At 66.2% G+C, this 15,536-nt stretch carries 13 protein-coding genes; 4 read left to right on the forward strand and 9 right to left on the reverse strand.

Annotation, left to right across the window (positions count from 1 at the left end; genetic code table 11):
- Nucleotides 1–16: 16 nt before the first annotated feature.
- Nucleotides 17–607, forward strand: a complete 591-nt coding sequence (locus tag LFT45_RS12105; protein WP_236809324.1) for a DUF3043 domain-containing protein — start codon at nt 17–19, stop codon at nt 605–607.
- A 122-nt stretch (nt 608–729) separates the two neighbouring features.
- Here LFT45_RS12105 and LFT45_RS12110 read toward each other — a convergent pair whose 3' ends face one another.
- Nucleotides 730–1,794, reverse strand: a complete 1,065-nt coding sequence (locus LFT45_RS12110) for a quinone-dependent dihydroorotate dehydrogenase (protein ID WP_236803431.1) — start codon at nt 1,792–1,794, stop codon at nt 730–732.
- Between the two features lie 147 nt (nt 1,795–1,941).
- On the opposite strand from LFT45_RS12110, the gene LFT45_RS12115 reads away from it, so the two are divergent.
- Nucleotides 1,942–2,913, forward strand: a complete 972-nt coding sequence (locus LFT45_RS12115; RefSeq protein WP_236803432.1) for an alpha/beta hydrolase — start codon at nt 1,942–1,944, stop codon at nt 2,911–2,913.
- Nucleotides 2,914–2,958: 45 nt separating this feature from the next.
- On the opposite strand, the gene LFT45_RS12120 is transcribed toward LFT45_RS12115, so the two are convergent.
- The 3 genes from LFT45_RS12120 to leuA are packed head-to-tail and all read right to left on the reverse strand — an operon-like array spanning nt 2,959 to nt 6,345.
- Nucleotides 2,959–3,780, reverse strand: a complete 822-nt coding sequence (locus tag LFT45_RS12120) for an isoprenyl transferase (RefSeq protein WP_236803433.1) — start codon at nt 3,778–3,780, stop codon at nt 2,959–2,961.
- A gap of 2 nt (nt 3,781–3,782) precedes the next feature.
- On the reverse strand, nt 3,783–4,547 hold the full coding sequence (recO, locus tag LFT45_RS12125) for a DNA repair protein RecO (RefSeq protein WP_236803434.1): 765 nt from the start codon (nt 4,545–4,547) through the stop codon (nt 3,783–3,785).
- Nucleotides 4,548–4,605: 58 nt separating this feature from the next.
- Entirely contained in the window at nt 4,606–6,345 is a 1,740-nt protein-coding gene (gene leuA, locus LFT45_RS12130; RefSeq protein WP_236803435.1) for a 2-isopropylmalate synthase, read from the reverse strand.
- Nucleotides 6,346–6,596: 251 nt separating this feature from the next.
- On the opposite strand from leuA, the gene LFT45_RS12135 reads away from it, so the two are divergent.
- Nucleotides 6,597–8,549, forward strand: a complete 1,953-nt coding sequence (locus tag LFT45_RS12135; RefSeq protein ID WP_236803436.1) for a M13 family metallopeptidase — start codon at nt 6,597–6,599, stop codon at nt 8,547–8,549.
- Between the two features lie 99 nt (nt 8,550–8,648).
- Here LFT45_RS12135 and LFT45_RS12140 read toward each other — a convergent pair whose 3' ends face one another.
- From LFT45_RS12140 to LFT45_RS12160, 5 genes are all read right to left on the reverse strand, one after another.
- Nucleotides 8,649–10,229, reverse strand: a complete 1,581-nt coding sequence (locus LFT45_RS12140; protein WP_236803437.1) for an LCP family protein — start codon at nt 10,227–10,229, stop codon at nt 8,649–8,651.
- 127 nt (nt 10,230–10,356) lie between these two features.
- Nucleotides 10,357–11,316 (reverse strand): GTPase Era, encoded by a 960-nt coding sequence (gene era, locus LFT45_RS12145; protein ID WP_236803438.1) that lies wholly within the window; start codon nt 11,314–11,316, stop codon nt 10,357–10,359.
- Nucleotides 11,300–12,643: a hemolysin family protein gene (locus LFT45_RS12150; protein WP_236803439.1), complete on the reverse strand. Its 1,344-nt coding sequence runs from the start codon at nt 12,641–12,643 to the stop codon at nt 11,300–11,302. The genes era and LFT45_RS12150 overlap by 17 nt, the downstream gene beginning before the upstream one ends.
- A complete protein-coding gene (ybeY, locus tag LFT45_RS12155) occupies nt 12,640–13,113 on the reverse strand; it encodes an rRNA maturation RNase YbeY (RefSeq protein ID WP_214856870.1) in 474 nt (157 codons plus the stop codon). The genes LFT45_RS12150 and ybeY overlap by 4 nt, the downstream gene beginning before the upstream one ends.
- Entirely contained in the window at nt 13,097–14,197 is a 1,101-nt protein-coding gene (locus LFT45_RS12160; RefSeq protein WP_236803440.1) for a PhoH family protein, read from the reverse strand. Before LFT45_RS12160 ends, ybeY begins: the two co-directional genes overlap by 17 nt.
- A gap of 344 nt (nt 14,198–14,541) precedes the next feature.
- Here LFT45_RS12160 and LFT45_RS12165 point away from each other — a divergent pair, with 344 nt between their 5' ends.
- Nucleotides 14,542–15,459, forward strand: coding sequence for a GerMN domain-containing protein (locus LFT45_RS12165; RefSeq protein WP_236809326.1), 918 nt, complete (start codon nt 14,542–14,544; stop codon nt 15,457–15,459).
- Nucleotides 15,460–15,536: the final 77 nt, after the last annotated feature.

Here is a 15,536-nt window from a genome sequence, read left to right on the forward strand (position 1 = left end):
AAGGTATTCTGTTGTGGTGTTCGGACGTAAAAAGGAAGCGCCAGCGGCGCAGGATGTAGTTGACCAGCAGGCTGCCGAGGCAGCCGCGATAGCGGGCAAGGGCGCGCCCACGCCCAAGCGCAAGGCACAGGAAGCGGCCCGCAAGCGCCCCCTCGTCCCGGAGGACCGGAAGGCCTCCAAGGAAGCGGAGCGTGCTGCCGCCCAGGAGCAGCGCCTGAAGATGCGCCGGGCAATGGACACCGGCGACGAAAGGTTCCTGCCGATCCGCGACAAGGGCCCGCAGAAGCGGTTTGCCCGGGACTACGTGGACGCCCGCTTCAATCTTGGCGAGTACCTGATGTTCGGTGCCCTGGTGTTCGTTGTGGTCTCCCTCGTCGTGCCGTCCACCAGTGAGATGATGATTTACGTGCTGGGGGGCTTCTGGGTGATGTTCCTGGCGGTCTTCGTGGACGCGTTCATCCTGTCCCGCAAACTCCGCAAGCGTCTGGCTGAAAAATTCGGCGAAGTTGAGCGCGGCACCGTTTGGTACGGCACCATGCGTTCGCTGCAGTTCCGGAAGCTTCGCCTGCCCAAGCCTTTGGTCAGCCGCGGGCAGTACCCGTCCTGATTCCTCGCTTTCCTCCCGCGGCACAGGCCGCCCGAGGGTCCCGGACCTAAAAACACAGCAGCCCGGCGGTAAAACCGCCGGGCTGCTGTGTTTAAGCCTCAGATCAGCACTTAAGGCACGGATCAGCGGTTCCTGGCCAGTTCCTTGTTGATCCGGGCTGCCCAGAACGGCCCCTCGTACAGGAAGGCGGTGTAGCCCTGAACCAGGGTGGCGCCGGCGTCCAGGCGGTCCTGGACGTCCGCGGCGCTCTCCACCCCACCCACGGAAATCAGCGTCAGCCGGTCCTGGGTGACCGACTTCAGCCGGCGCAGCACCTCCAGCGAACGGCTTTTCAGCGGAGCACCCGACAGGCCGCCGGCACCGCAGGCCTCCACCGTGTCCGCTGAGGAGCTGAGCCCATCGCGGCCGATGGTGGTGTTCGTGGCGATGATGCCGTCGAGCCCCAGGTCCATCGCCAGCCGGGCGACGTCGTCGATATCCTCATCGGTGAGGTCAGGGGCGATCTTGACCAGGAGCGGGACATGCCGGCCTGCGGACTTGTCCGCCTCCTCCCCCACTGCCTTCAGCAGCGGCCGGAGCGTCTCCACGTTCTGCAGGAGCCGGAGCCCCGGCGTGTTCGGCGAGCTGACGTTCACCACGAGATAGTCGGCCGCCGGGGCCAGGCTGCGGGCACTGACAAGGTAGTCCTCCACGGCGTCCTCGAGCTCCACCACCTTGGTCTTGCCGATGTTGACGCCGATCACGGGCCGCACCTTGGCATGGCGCCGCTGCAGCGCAGCCCGGGCGGACTTCAGCCGCGGAGCCACGGCAGAGGCGCCGTCGTTGTTGAATCCCATCCGGTTGATGACGGCCCTGTCCTCGATCAGCCGGAACAGGCGGGGCTTTTCGTTGCCGGGCTGGGCCTGGCCGGTGATGGTACCCACCTCGACGTGGCCGAATCCGAGCTCCATCAGTGCCTCGATTCCGTGGCCCTCCTTGTCAAAGCCGGCGGCCAGCCCGAACGGGGATGGGAAGGTCAGGCCGAGCGCATTCGTCTGCAGGGACGCCGGCGGTGCCGTGAACCTTTCCAGCAGCCGTCCTGCTCCCACGGTATGGACCAGCCGGATTCCCTTGAAACCGATTTTGTGGGCGCGTTCGGCGTCCATCCATGAAAAAGCCAGCCTGAAAAAAGTGGGATATACGCGCATGCCTCTAGTTTTCCGTCTTCGCGGGTGCAGACCAAATTCCCCAGTGCAGACCAAATTCGCGGGTGCAGACCAAATCCCAGGGTGCGAGCCAAACCGGGCTGGCACAACACCGCCCGGGCGGGGACTCGAAAGTCCTACGCTGGTGCCATGAAGTGGCAGAGCGACATTCTGGGGCCGGGCTTCGAGTCCTGCGCCTTCGAAGCCGCGGGCGTGGACGGCGTCCGCCGCCGTGCCACGCTGGTTCGCTTCGCTCCACAGGATGGTCCGGAGGTCCGCATCGCCGGGCCCCGCCGGGCGGTACTCTTCCTGCACGGCTGGAGCGACTACTTCTTCAACATTGAGCTGGCGCGGTTCTGGGACGCACAGGGCTTCGAATTCTTTGCCCTGGACATGCACAACCACGGCCGCAGCCTGCAGCCGGGCACCCATGGCGGCTACGTCGCAGATCTGGGAAACTACGACGCCGAGATCGGCACCGCGGCCGGCATGATTACCGAGTCCGGCGGTGCAGGACCGGTTCAGCTCGCGCTCATGGGGCACTCCACGGGCGGCCTCGTGGCGGCCCTGTGGGCCAGCCGCAACCCCGGCGCCGTCTCGCAGCTGGTCCTGAACAGTCCCTGGCTCGAAATGCACGGCAGCGCCCTGGTCCGGCGGGCGGCCTGGACCATGGTGGAGCCGATCGCCCGCCTGCGGCCGGAGGCGGTGCTCAGGCTGCCGGAGCGCGGCTTCTACTGGCGGAGCATCAGCAGTACTGCTGAAGGCGAGTGGACCCTGGACGCTGCCTACCGTCCGCCCCTGGCCTTTCCGGTGCGTGCAGCCTGGCTCAGTGCCATCCTGGCAGGGCAGGCCAAGGTGGCGCGCGGCCTGGGCATCGACGTTCCCGTTCTGGTGCTGCTGTCGGCCGCGAGCGAGAACGGCATGGTGTGGAACGAGGCAATGCGGCGCACGGACGCGGTGCTGGACGTCAACACGATTGCCGCCCGTGCCATGTCGCTGGGCCGGAGCGTCACCGTGGAGCGCATCGACGGCGCCCTTCACGACGTGTTCCTGTCCCGCGCCGAGGTGCGGGCCGACGCCTACCTGCGCTTGGCCAAATGGATCAGGGGTTACGCCGCCTGATTCGGGTACAGGGTGTCCGGTACCGCGACCCCAGCGCCGCGCAGCCTAAAGGGCCTGGGCGGCGTCCACTGCGCCGCCGTACCGGCGGTCCCGCTGGGCATAGATCTCCACTGCGTCCCAGAGGGTCCGGCGGTCGACGTCGGGCCACAGGGTGTCCAGAAAGACGAACTCCGCGTACGCAGACTGCCACAGCATGAAGTTGGACAGCCGCTGTTCACCGGAACTGCGGAGGAAGAGGTCGACGTCGGGAAGGTCCGGCTCGTCGAGGTACTTTTGGATCGTCTTCTCGGTGATCGCCCCGGGCTTGAGCCTGCCGTCGGCCACGTCACGGGCAATGGCGGACACCGCGTCCGCGATTTCCGCCCGGCCGCCGTAGTTCACGCACATGGTCAGCGTGCAGGTGCTGTTTCCGGCGGTGTACTCCTCCGCCTCCTCCAGTTCGCGGATCACCGAACCCCAGAGCCGGGGACGCCTGCCGGACCAGCGGATCCGCACGCCCCACTCGTCCAGCTGGTTGCGCTGCCTGCGCAGCACCTCCTTGTTGAATCCCATCAGGAAGCGGACTTCCTCGGGAGACCGGCGCCAGTTCTCCGTGGAGAAGGCGTACACACTGACGTACTCGATGCCGAGTTCAATGGCGCCGGCCACGACGTCCAGCAGTGCGGGCTCCCCCGCCTTGTGGCCCTCGATGCGCGGCAGGCCGCGCTGGTTGGCCCACCTGCCGTTGCCGTCCATCACGATGGCCACGTGCCGGGGCACGAACTCGGCCGGAATCGATGGCGGGACCGCGCCCGAGTGGTGCGGGTACGGGGGCACCACCGGGGCGGTGCGGCGCCGGGCAGGGCTGGTCTTCTTTCCCAAGGACACTGTTAGGTACGCTCCACATGTTTGAGGGATTTCAGGACACGCTCAAGGTGCCACTGCAAATAGCTTGCCACCAGCCCCGCCGATTCCCGGCGGTGGACCGGAAGGGAGGCGTCCGCCGTCGTCCAGTTCCCGGTGAGCAGCGCACCCAGCAGGGAGACCGTCTCAGGCGCCGGGGCCGGCGACCCGGGCGGGCGGCATTCGGCGCAGACCATTCCGCCCAGGGGTGCGGAGAAGGCGGTGTGCGGCCCGGGCGCGCCGCAGCGCGCGCAGTCCGTGAAGCTGGGCGCCCAACCGCCGGTTGACAGGGCCCGCAGCAGGTAGGAATCCAGGATCAGCTCCGGCGCGTGGTCCCCGCGGCTTAGCGAGGCCAGGGCGCCGACCAGCAGGTTGTACTGGGCCGTCCCGGCTTCGCCGTCGACGTCGGTCAGTTTCTCGGCGGTTTCGGTCATGGCCGCAGCCACCGTGTAGCGCCCATAGTCGGCGGCGATGTTGCCCCCGTACGCCCCTTTCGCGACGGCCTGCGTCACGATGTCGAGGGTCTTGCCGGACACGAGCTGCAGGTCCGCCACCATGAAGGGCTCCAGGCGGGCACCGAAGCGGCTGGTGGTCCGCCGGATCCCCCTGGCCACCGCCCTGACCTGGCCGTGGTGCTTGGTCAGCAGGGTGATGATGCGGTCCGCCTCGCCCAGCTTGTGGGTGCGCAGCACCACGGCGTCGTCGCGGTAGCTGCGCGCTGCAAATGATTGGACCACGCTTAATCTTCCCATTGACTCAATGAAGCAGCTGAGCCGCCGGTGTGGACCGGCGGCGCAGCTGTCAGGAAGCTCAGGCCTGGGCGTCCCGGATGGCCCGGTTCACGGCAGAGATCACTGCCTTCAGCGCTGACGTGCTGGTGTTGGCGTCGATGCCGACGCCCCACAGGACACGCTCCCCCACGGCGCATTCGACGTAGGCCGCGGCGAGGGCGCTGCCGCCTTCCGACAGGGCGTGCTCGCTGTAGTCCAGGACCCGCACGTCCACGCCGTCCTGGCTGAGGATGTCCAGCAGCGCAGCGATGGGGCCGTTGCCCGTGCCGGTGCGGTTGACGTGGGTGCCGTCCACACCCAGCGAGGCGTGCAGGGTCATGGAGCCGTCCTCATCGGTTTCGGTTTTCACCGAGCCGAGGGAGTACCGGCCCCACTGGCTTTCCGCCTTCGCGGAGGGCAGGTACTCGTCCTGGAACAGCTGCCACAGCTGGGCACCGCTGACCTCGCCGCCTACGGTGTCCGTGCGCTTCTGAATGACGCCGGAGAACTCGATCTGCGCCCGCCGCGGCAAATCCAGGCTGTGCTCGCTCTTCAGCAGGTAAGCCACGCCGCCCTTGCCGGACTGGGAGTTGACGCGGATCACGGCCTCGTAGCTGCGGCCAAGGTCCTTCGGGTCCACCGGCAGGTAGGGCACCTGCCAGGTGACGTCGCTGACGTCCTTGCCCGCGGCTGCCGCATCCTTCTCCAGGGCTTCGAGGCCCTTCTTGATGGCGTCCTGGTGGGACCCGGAGAAGGCGGTGAAGACGAGGTCGCCGCCGTAGGGTGCACGCTCCGCCACAGGCAGCTGGTTACAGTACTCCACGGTGCGCCGGACGTCGTCGATGTCGGAGAAGTCGATCATCGGGTCAACGCCCTGCACGAACATGTTCAGGCCGAGGGTCACCAGGTCCACGTTGCCGGTCCGCTCGCCGTTGCCAAACAGGCAGCCCTCGATGCGGTCGGCGCCGGCCTGGTAGCCCAGCTCGGCCGCGGCCACACCGGTGCCGCGGTCATTGTGCGGGTGCAGGGAGAGAATGATGCCCTCGCGCGGGTGCAGGTGGCGGCTCATCCACTCGATGGAGTCCGCGTAGACGTTCGGGGTGGCCATCTCGACCGTGGCGGGCAGGTTGATGATCACCTGGCGGTCGGCGGACGCCTCAAAGACGTCGGCGACGGCGTTGCAGACGCGGACCGCGTACTCCAGCTCGGTGCCGGTGAAGGACTCCGGCGAGTACTCGTAGGTGATGTGGGTGTCGCCCAGCGTTTCTTCGTACTTCTTGCAGAGGCGGGCGCCCTGCAGGGCGATGTCCATGATGCCGTCCTCGTCCTGGTTGAACACCACGCGGCGCTGCAGGACGGACGTGGAGTTGTACAGGTGCACGATGGCCTGCTTGGCGCCCACCAGAGACTCGTAGGTCCGCTCGATGAGGTGTTCGCGGGCCTGGGTCAGCACCTGGATGGTGACGTCATCAGGGATGTGGTTGCCCTCGATCAGCTGGCGGACGAAGTCGAAGTCGGTCTGGGACGCTGAGGGGAAGCCGACCTCGATCTCCTTGTAGCCCATCCGGACCAGCAGGTCGAACATCTTCATCTTGCGGGCCGGGCTCATGGGGTCGATCAGTGCCTGGTTGCCGTCCCGCAGATCAACTGCGCACCAGCGCGGGGCCGTGGTGATGATCTTGTCCGGCCAGGTGCGGTCCGGCAGATCGACCTTGATCTGGTCCTGGAAGGGGACGTAGCGGTGGATCGGCATTCCCGAGGGCTTCTGTGCGTTTCGCATTAATCTGGCCTTTTCTGTGATTCCTGAGTGAAAGGGTGGCCGGGCAACACAGACTCCGCGACGAGGGTGGGCCTTGCGCTAGATAGCGTCTGAGGCCTCGCCGCGGCAGCTAAGAAGAAGGAGCTCTGCACGCACCATTTCACAGTAACACGGGTGCGTAAGATGAAGGAGCAACACCTCCAGCAACGTCCACCATGCAGACGCTGCACCGGTGAAAGTGCCGGCCGCAGCCCGTCATCGAAGGAGCTCCTGTGCCAATTTCGGGGATCGCCCTGTCAAACATCGACCACAGCGTGAGGCCACAGGACGACCTCTACCAGCATGTGAACGGTGCCTGGCTGAAGGACACCACCATCCCTGACGACCGCGCGCTGGAAGGCACATTCACAGCCCTGCGCGACGGCTCCGAGCTGGCAGTCCGGGAAATCATCGAGGAAGCCGCGGCCAAGGGGTCCGGAGCCAGCGGCATCGAGCAGAAAATCGGCGACCTCTACAGCAGCTTCATGGATGAGGCAGCCGTCGAGGCCAGGGGCCTGGACCCCATCCGCGGACGCCTGGCCGAGGTCTTCGACACTGCGAGCATTTCCGAGCTGCTGGCACTGGCCGGCCGGCTCTTCCGCGCCGACGTGTCCGGACTCTTCTACATCTACCCGGCACCCGACGCCGGCAACCCCGACCGCGTTCTGCTCTACACGGGGCAGGGCGGCCTCGGGCTCCCCGACGAGTCCTATTACCGCGAGGAGAAATTCGCCCCCGTGGTGCAGTCCTACCGGGAGTACGTGGGCACCATGTTCGGCCTCGCCGGCGTCGCCGATCCCGAAGAGGCCGCGGCCCGGGTGGTGACACTGGAGACCGCCCTCGCCTCGCACCACTGGGACAACGTCACGCTCCGTGACCCGCAGAAGACCTACAACCTAAAGTCTGCCGACGACGCACGCGAGCTGTTCCCCCTGCTGGACACGTGGTTTGAGGCCGCGGACATCGCCCCGGAGAAGCGGCAGGAGATCGTGGTCAGCACCCCTGACTTCTTTGCCGGCGCCGCCGCACTGCTGGCCTCGGAATCACTGCCGGTGTGGCAGGAATGGCTTGCCCTGCGCGTCATCAATTCGGCGGCCCCCTACCTGTCGTCCGCCTTCGTGGACACGAACTTCGCCTTCTACGGCACCACCATCAGCGGCACCCCGCGGAACAAGGACCGCTGGAAACGGGGCGTCGCCGTCGTCGAGGCGGCACTGGGCGAGGCCGTTGGCCAGATCTATGTGGCGCGGCACTTTCCGGAGGGCCACAAGGCCCGCATGCAGACACTCGTGGCGAACCTGATCGAGGCCTACCGGCAGAGCATCAGCGGGCTGGAATGGATGGGCGAGGACACCAAGGCCGAGGCGCTCCGGAAACTGGGGGCGTTCCGCGCGAAGATCGGCTTCCCCGACGAGTGGATCGACTACACGGCAGTGGTGATCGACCCCGCCGACCTGCTGGGGAACGTCGAACGGGCCCACAACGCCGACGTCGACCGCCACCTTGATGAGGTGGGCAAGCCGGTGGACCTCAACAAGTGGCTCATGACGCCGCAGACCGTCAACGCGTACTACCACCCGATGCTGAATGAGGTCGTCTTCCCGGCGGCCATCCTCCAGCCGCCGTTCTTCACCGCCGACGCCGACGATGCGGTGAACTACGGCGGCATCGGGGCCGTGATCGGGCACGAGATCGGCCACGGCTTCGATGACCAGGGCTCGCAGTTCGACGGCAAGGGCGAGCTGCGCAACTGGTGGACCGAGGACGACCGGAAGGCCTTCGAAGCCCTGACCGGCCGCCTCGTGGACCAGTTCGACGCGCTGTCCCCGTACGCCGCGCCCGGCCACAACGTTAACGGCAAGCTCACGCTCGGGGAAAACATCGGCGACCTGGGCGGGCTCACCATTGCCCACAAGGCCTACCGCCTCAGCCTTGACGGCCAGGAACCTGAGGTGCTCGACGGGCTGACGGGTGAACAGCGCTTCTTCGCTTCCTGGGCGGCCGGCTGGCGCCAGGTGATCCGCACCGAGGAGGCCGTCCGGCGGCTGGCCACTGACCCGCACTCCCCCAACGAGTTCCGCACCAACGCCATCGCCAAGAACCTGGACTCCTTCCACACCGCGTTCGGCGTCACGGAGGAGGACGGGATGTGGATGCCCCCGGCGGAGCGCGTCAGCATCTGGTGATTACAGAAATGCCGGGCCGCCCCCGTTCGGGGCGGCCCGGCATTTTTTTTGGAGCTAAACCGCAGGCAGCTACGGCACAGTCATCTGGAGCACGATCAGCTACTGCACGATCAGGTCGGGGTTTGCCTGCTGGCAGACGGTGTCGCCGGCTGTCTGGTTGACGATGTCCTTGGGAACAGTGGTCTTGCCGAACTTCGTTCCGGACGGGAAGTCGGAACCGAGGTATAGCTGCACGCCTGCGACGCCGGACGACGGCGCCACCTGGGCGGCCGGAATACCGAACAGGGCAGCAACATCGGCGGCGACGTCCGCGAACTCGGGTCCGTAGTACACCATGGTCTTTGCCGTGGTGTCGGCCTCCAGCTGCCCCACCTGGGTGAAGCCGCCAGCCACCACGGCCTCAACGATTTCCTGGGTCCGGGTGGGCGAACCGGTTCCGTTTGCCACGGTGATGGGCTGCAGCGTCTTGTCATACGGCGCCGCCGTCGCTGTGGGCTTGGGCGTGGCCGACGGCGTGGAGCTCGCCGAAGGCTTGGGCGTGGCCGACGGCGACGGGGTTTCCTTCCCGTCCGGGTCCGTCAGGTCGACGTCCTTCCGCAGGGCGGCGAACAGCTGCGAGGCGGCCGGCTGCGCAGCCTCGAGCCGGTTGGGATCGCTGGCCGCAGGGACGGTCGGTGTCGCCACAAAGGCGACCTTGCCGACGTCGATCGTCTTCAGCCGGTTGCCGATGGTAACCATTGCCGGTACCGAGGCGAGCCCGTCGTCGACGGTGAGGTTCTTGGTGATGACGTCGGCGATATTCAGGAGCTGAGCCGGGTTGGAGAGGGTGCCGTCATCCTTGATCTTGCGGGTCAGGGAGGACAGGAAGCCCTGCTGGGCCTTGATGCGGCCGAGGTCACCGCCGTCGGCGAACGCGTGGCGGGTGCGGAGGAAGGCGAGGGCCTGTTCGCCCTGCACCTGGGAGGTGCCCTTGGGCAGCTTCAGCCGCGAGTCGGGGTCGTAAACGGCGTCGCTGATGCACACCTCGACGCCGCCCACGGCGTTCGACAGTTCCTTGACGGCGTTGAAGTCAGCCATCATGAAGTGGTCAATCTCCATGCCGGTCAGCTTGTTGACGGTGTCCACGGCGCAGCCGATGCCAGCCTCTTTCATGGCTTCGTTGATCATGATGCCGCTGCGGGCCGGGTACTGCTTGCCGGTCTTCTGGTCGGTGCACTTGGGGATGTCCACCAACAGGTCGCGGGGGAAGCTGATCACGTTGACCCGCTTGTTGTCCTCCGAGATGTCCATGAGCATCATGACGTCGGAGTTGCCGTAGCCGGTGGAATCCTCGGTGGTGCCGTAATTCGAGTTCTTGCCGTCGCGGGTGTCGGACCCCAGGATCAGGATCTGCAGCCTCCCGGTGGCATCGTCCGTGGCGTCGGTGCGGCTGCTTCCGGCGCCGAGCGCGGCGGTGGAGATGTTGGACTGCAGCCTGAAGTACCAGTAGCCGGCAAAGGCCAGGCCGCCGACGAGGACCACAGCGACGACGGCGGTGGTCACCTTGAGCCACGTGGGCATGTGGCGCACATTCAGGTGCCGGGCAGCGCCCAGCCGGGCGTCCTCGGCATGCCGGGCAGCTGGCTCGGAACGGGCGGGTGTGCCCGGTCCTTGGGCGCGGTTGTCGCGGCGTCGCACCACAGGGTGTACCTTCCTCGAAAAAATGGGATCCGGCCTATTTTAGTTGCCGTTTCTGGGAAAACGCCGGACATCCGGCGTTCGCGGCCCGGCGCGCAGGCGTTAGCCTTGGCGCGTCGGCGTCAGCGGGTCAGAACCCGAGCTTCACCAGCTGCTTGGGGTCGCGCTGCCAGTCCTTGGCCACTTTGACGTGGAGGTCCAGGTAGACGCGGGTGCCCAGGAGCGCCTCAATGCCCTTCCGGGCGTTGGTGCCCACCTCCCGCAGGCGGCTTCCGCCCTTGCCGATAATGATGGCCTTCTGGGACGGGCGCTCCACGTAGAGGTTGACGCGAACGTCGAGGAGCGGGTTGTCCTCGGTCCGGCCCTCGCGGGGAACGATCTCCTCCACCACCACGGCCAGTGAGTGCGGCAGCTCGTCGCGCACGCCCTCCAGCGCAGCCTCGCGGATGAGTTCGGCCACCATCACGGCCTCCGGCTCATCCGTCAGCTCGCCGTCCGGATAGAGCGGCGGCGACGGCGGCATGTGGCTGATCAGGACGTCCGCCACCGTACCCACCTGGAACCCGTCCGCGGCCGAGACCGGAACGATGTCCTTCCAGCCGTCCTCACCCAGCACTTCCCTGCCGAGCTCGGCGACGGCCAGCAGCTGCTCCGTCAGGGCCTGCCGGTCCACCAGGTCGGCCTTGGTGACGAGGGCAATCACCGGCTTGCGCCCCACGGCGGCGAGCTGGGCCGCAATGAACTTGTCACCGGGGCCGATCTTCTCGTTGGCAGGGATGCAGAACCCGATCGCGTCCACCTCTGAAAGCGTGTCGGCGACGAGGTCGTTCAGGCGCTTGCCCAGCAGAGTGCGGGGCCGGTGCAGGCCGGGGGTGTCCACAAGGATCAGCTGGGCGTCCTCGCGGTGGACGATTCCGCGGATGGTGTGCCGCGTGGTCTGCGGCTTGGCGGACGTGATGGCCACCTTCTTGCCCACCAGCGCGTTGGTGAGGGTGGATTTTCCGGCGTTGGGCCGGCCCACCAGCACCGAGAATCCGGCATGGTACCCGCCGAACGGTTCGCCGCCGTCGGCCTTATTCTGCTTGCTCACGTGGAACTCCCTGTTGCATTGATTCGGCCTCGTCGAGAAGTTCTTCAAGGTCAGTATTTTGTGGAACGGGGCCTTTCGGCGCGGCGCCCGCAATGATGTGGCTGACGCGGTTCCGGCGGCCCTCGAGCCGCTCGGCGCGCAGCGAAACGCCGTCGACATCCACGGCGCTGCCCACGATCGGGACCCGGCCCAGGGCCTTGGCCAGCAGGCCGCCCACGGTATCCACCTCGTCGTCGTCCAGTTCGATGCCGAACAGCTCACCGAGGTCGTCGATCCCCATCCGGGCGCTAACCCGGTACGTGCCGTCGCCGAGGTCAACGACGGCGGCGCTCTCCGAATCGTATTCATCCACGATTTCGCCGACGAGCTCTTCGATAAGGTCCTCCAGCGTCACTAGCCCGGCCGTCCCGCCGTACTCGTCGATGACGATGGCCACGTGCGTGGATTCCTTCTGGAGTTCCCGGAGGAGGTCGCTCACCGGCTTGGAATCCGGCACGTAGCGGACCTCGCGGGCCAGCACATCCACCACGGGCGGTTCGGCCTCCGGATCCATGCCATGGATAGCGGCGGCCACATCCTTGAGGTAGATGATGCCCAGGATCTGGTCGGTGCTCTCGCCGATGACGGGGATCCTGGAATACCCCGACCGCAGGAACAGTGCCATCGCGCTGTGCAGGCTTGAGCCGGCGTCGATGGTCAGGATGTCAGTCCGCGGCACCATGACGGCGCGGACCAGGGTGTCGCCGAACTCGAAGACGGACTGGATGAGTTCCGCCTCATTGTCCTCGATCATGTCCGACTCGGTGGCCCGGTCAACCAGTTCGCGGAACTCCTCCTCGCTGAAGTAGGAGTCGTCGCCGTTGGGCGAACCCGGGGCCACGGCACTGCCCAGCCGGACCAGCCACGCCGGGATCGGGCCGAGTATCCAGGCCAGGAACCGGACCATCGACGCCGAATACTGCGCCACGGCGGCCGGATGCGAGCGGCCCAGCTGGCGCGGCGAGACGCCCACCAGCACAAAACCCAGGACCGCCATGATGCCCGTCGCGGCCAGGCCGGCCAGCCAGACGTTGGCCAGCACGCTGTAGAGGAGCACAGCCACGGCCACCGCGGAGGCCGTCTCGAACCAGATCCGCCAGAAACGCAGGGCACGCATGTGCGTCATCGGCTGATCCAGGATCCTCCGCAACGCCGGCCCCCGGCTCCCCTGCACCGCCTGCTCGGCGTCGTGGCGCGGAAGAAAGCTGAACGCCGCCTCGGCAGCAGTCAGCAGCGCTGCGGCACCGAGAAACGCAAGCGCCATGCAGACAAGGAGCAGGGAGGTCACTGGGTGGTCTCGGCCGGTGCTTCTTTGCCGGTGAATGCCGTCAGCAGTTCGCGCTGCAGGCCGAACATTTCTGCCTTCTCCTCGGGTTCGGCATGGTCATAGCCGAGCAGGTGGAGGATTCCATGCGTGGTCAGCAGCAGCATCTCGTCCTGCGTGGAATGCCCGGCGCTGCGGGCCTGGACCTCGGCCACTTGGGGGCAGATCGCGATGTCGCCAAGCATCCCCTGCGGGGTGGGCTTGTCCGGGGTCCCCGGGGTCAGCTCATCCATGGGGACCGAGAGCACGTCGGTGGCTCCCGGCTCATCCATCAGCTCGATGTGCAGCTTCTCCATGGCCGGCTCGTCCACCAGCAGGATGGACAGTTCCGCCTGCGGATGGATGTACAGCTGCTCGAAGATGAAGCGTGCCAATGCCACCAGCCGGGGTTCGTCCACCTGAATGCCGGATTCGTTGTTAACTTCGATGCTCATGCGTGTTCTCCCGTCGTTCCCGGGGAACTGAATGCTTGACCCGGTTGCGTTGTGCTTCGTCCCAGATGCTGTAGGCGTTGACGATGTCCCCCACCAGCCGGTGGCGGACAACGTCGGCGGCGTCCAGAACGGAGAAGCTGACGTCGTTGATTCCGGTGAGGATCTCCTCGACGATGCGCAGGCCGGAGCGGGTTCCGAACGGAAGGTCCACCTGCGTGACGTCGCCGGTGACCACCATCTTGGAGCCGAAGCCAAGGCGGGTCAGGAACATTTTCATCTGTTCCGGCGTGGTGTTCTGTGCCTCGTCAAGGATGATGAAGGCGTCGTTCAGCGTCCGGCCCCTCATATAGGCCAGCGGAGCGACTTCAATGGTTCCGGCCGCCATCAGCCGGGGAATGGACTCGGGGTCCATCATGTCGTGCAGCGCGTCGTACAGCGGCCGCAGATACGGGTCGATCTTGTCGCTGAGCGTGCCGGGGAGGAAACCCAGCCGTTCGCCAGCTTCGACGGCGGGACGGGTGAGGATGATGCGGCTGACTTCCTTCTGCTGCAGCGCCTGCACCGCCTTGGCCACCGCCAGGTAGGTCTTGCCGGTACCGGCGGGGCCGATCCCGAAGATCACCGTGTTCGCGTCGATGGCGTCCACGTAGTTCTTCTGGTTCAGTGTCTTGGGCCGGATGGTCTTGCCGCGGCTGGACAGGATGTCGTGGGTCAGCACCTCGACCGGGTTCTGCAGGGACTGGCTGCGGAGCAGCAACACCAGTTGCTGGAGGACTGCCGGCGTAATCACCGTGCCGCGGGCCACGAGCCCCCGGACCTCGTGGAGAAGTCGCATGATCCGCGGAACATCGGCCGCGGGTCCGTTGATGGAGAGTTCGTTGCCGCGGACGTGGAAACTGACCGCCGGGAACTGGTCCTCGATGAAGCGGAGGGCCTCGTCGTGGCTGCCCAGCGACTGCACCATCTGATCAGAGTTATCGAAGATGACCACCTCCGTCCGGACGCCGGGGAGAGTATGGGGGAATTCGCCCGTGGTGCGGTCCCCCGTATTGAGGCGGCGCTTTCCGTTTGCTGATTCAGTCATGGTGACGGCCTGGGGCCTTAAGTTCCCTCCAGTTCGGAAAAATAACTCATTTGTGTCTTTACATCTTACGCCAGCGCACGCCCTGGCCTGCCGTCCGGGAAGGTCACGGCAGACCCCATTTCTGTAACGCGTTCCCGCAATTAGATATCAACTTTGTATCGGCCTCATATCGTTCCCGTTGCAGTTCGGCCGCCTGCCCTGAAAGGCACGGTGTGCCCCAAAGTCTCGTGTAATGCTGGAAAAGGAGCCCGCCGGCAACGGTCCGGCGTGCCCGCAAGCACTGCTCATTTGAAGGGACCGTCAGCATCAGTCAGCCAGGAACTCCGGGCCGGAAAGTACCGCGGATTCGCTCCGTGCTGCTGTCCGCGCTGCTTCCGGCTGCCCTGCTGCTGTCCGGATGCATTGCCGATCCCGATCCTGCGGTGACATCCGCCAACTCTCCGACCTCCTCGTCCCGCCGGGCCGCCGGCACGGACGGCGTTCCCACTACCAGCGCTCCGCTGGAAACAACGCAGTCCTCGAACAAGGCGCCCGTTTACTGGATCGGGCGAAGCAACAGCAACGTCTTCCTGTACCGCGAGTTCCGCGACGTTCCTGACGATGAGAACCCGATCACACGGGCCCTGCGGGCCATGATGTCGGAGACGCCGCTGGATCCGGACTTCTTCACGCCGTGGCAGAACCCCAAGAACCTGGCGACGTCGATCTCGGGCACGAATGTCATTACCGTGGACGTCTCCGCGGATGCCTTCAACAGCAACCTCGACGCCGACATGGCCCAGCGGGCCATCCAGCAACTGGTCTACACCGCAACGGCCGCCGGGGCCAGCTCGGGCCTGATCGACTCAGGCCAGCAGATCGAGGTGGTCATCCTGGTGGACGGGCACACCGATTACCTGGCGTTCAAGCACGTGAAGCTCGGTGCGCCCACGTCCCGCAGCGCCGGAATGGTGGCACCGGTGTGGATCATCGATCCGCAGCAGGGCACCGAAGTCAGCGACGGACGGGTCAAGATCGCCGGACGAAGCACCGTCCCCAACGGCAAACTGCACTGGCGAATCCTCAAGGTCCAGGACAACGGCGACAAGGAAAGCTATCTGACCGGGGAAGCCGTGGCCGCAGCGGATCCCGCCAGCTCCGGGGTTTTCGGCATCACGGTCAACCTCGCGCCCGGCAACTACGAGGTTCGCGTCTCCCAGACCGGCCCAGGCAAGCCTGAGGACGAACTCAACGTGGACTCACGGGGTTTCACGGTTCGCTAAGTTCACAGTTCGCTAGCGGTCCCGTCAGCGAAGCGTTCGGCTGAAGTTACCAGCGGTCCGGACTTACCAGCGGTCTG

The sequence above is a fragment of the Arthrobacter sp. FW305-BF8 genome (assembly GCF_021789315.1).
Lineage (GTDB): Bacteria > Actinomycetota > Actinomycetes > Actinomycetales > Micrococcaceae > Arthrobacter.

Excerpts from the sequence above, each read along its gene's own strand:
- recO (WP_236803434.1), bottom strand. The coding sequence starts at position 4,547 with ATGGGAAGATTAAGCGTGGTCCAATCATTTGCAGCGCGCAGCTACCGC.
- ybeY (WP_214856870.1), bottom strand. The coding sequence starts at position 13,113 with ATGAGCATCGAAGTTAACAACGAATCCGGCATTCAGGTGGACGAACCC.
- LFT45_RS12160 (WP_236803440.1), bottom strand. The coding sequence starts at position 14,197 with ATGACTGAATCAGCAAACGGAAAGCGCCGCCTCAATACGGGGGACCGC.
- LFT45_RS12115 (WP_236803432.1), top strand. The coding sequence starts at position 1,942 with ATGAAGTGGCAGAGCGACATTCTGGGGCCGGGCTTCGAGTCCTGCGCC.
- leuA (WP_236803435.1), bottom strand. The coding sequence starts at position 6,345 with ATGCGAAACGCACAGAAGCCCTCGGGAATGCCGATCCACCGCTACGTC.
- LFT45_RS12110 (WP_236803431.1), bottom strand. The coding sequence starts at position 1,794 with ATGCGCGTATATCCCACTTTTTTCAGGCTGGCTTTTTCATGGATGGAC.